The following is a 1,219-nucleotide window of genomic DNA, read 5'->3' on the forward strand; positions in this document are numbered from 1 at the left end:
TGAATAGCCCCGGGAACTGTAGACACCTTCCTGCCTAAAAATGAGGTAAGAAGGCGACCATGAGCAAATCGAATTTCAGTGACGATTTCAAACGCGATGCCGTGCGTCAGATCACGGAACGAGGCTATCCGGTGTCGGAAGTCTCTCAGCGGCTCGGCGTAAGCCAGCATTCGCTCTATGCATGGAAGAAGAAGTTTGCCGGTTCGACGCCACAAGCCAGCGCCGAATCCGATGAGATCAAGCGGCTAAAGAAAGAGTTGGTTCGCGTCACAGAGGAGCGCGATATCCTAAAAAAAGCGGCCGCGTACTTCGCCAAGGATGCAAAGTGAAGTACGCATTTATCGCCCTGCATCGGCTGCAGTTTTCGGTGCGGACGATGTGCCGGCTTCTCCGGGTTCACCCAAGCGGGTTTTACGCCTGGCTCAAAGCACCGCTGAGCAAGCGGGCCATCGAGGACAGGCGGCAGACAGAGCTGTTGAGGTCTTCGTGGGAAGACAGCGGCAAGGTTTACGGCTACCGCAAACTGCATGATGATCTGCTGGATCAGGGGGAGACGTGCTGCCCGAACCGGGTTGCGCGCCTGACCCGTCTTGCCGGCATCAAGGCCCAGATTGGCTATATGCGACGGCCCGGAAGCTACGGTGGAAAACCTTCTGTTGCCGTCGACAACACGCTCGACAGACAGTTTGACGTGGAGGTGCCGGATAAGGCATGGGTGACTGATATCACCTACATCCGGACCTTGGAGGGCTTCGCCTATCTGGCGGTCGTCATCGACCTATATTCCCGCCGCGTCATCGGCTGGGCACTTCAAAGCCGTCAGGCGACAGATGTCGTTCTACAGGCGCTGCTTTCCGCTTTATGGCGGCGCAAGCCAAAACAGCCAGTGCTGGTCCATTCGGATCAGGGATCGCAGTTTACCAGCATGGACTGGGCTGCCTTTCTAAAGCAGCACAATCTGGTTCATTCAATGAGCCGCCGGGGAAACTGCCACGACAACGCGGTCGTCGAGAGCTTCTTCAATCTTCTCAAGCGAGAACGGATACGACGAAGGGTCTACCGCTCACGCGAAGACGCCAGAAGGGATGTGTTCGATTACATCGAGATGTTCTACAACCCTAAACGCAAACACGCCCGCAACGGCATGCTGTCGCCCGTCGACTTCGAACGACAGCAGAAAATCTAAACCGAGGGTGTCTACAAAACCCGGGGCTATTCA

At 56.1% G+C, this 1,219-nt stretch carries 1 protein-coding gene; it reads left to right on the plus strand.

Features of this window, described 5'->3' with window-relative positions:
- The first annotated feature begins 59 nt into the window (after positions 1-59).
- Positions 60-1,186 (plus strand): IS3 family transposase gene (locus HCK86_RS23845; RefSeq protein WP_176086989.1). Its coding sequence is split into 2 segments (ribosomal slippage): positions 60-303 and positions 303-1,186, totalling 1,128 coding nucleotides; the frame shifts between segments, so codons are not numbered across the junction.
- Positions 1,187-1,219 lie beyond the last annotated feature (33 nt).

Source organism: Martelella sp. HB161492 (genome assembly GCF_013184775.1).
GTDB lineage: Bacteria > Pseudomonadota > Alphaproteobacteria > Rhizobiales > Rhizobiaceae > Martelella.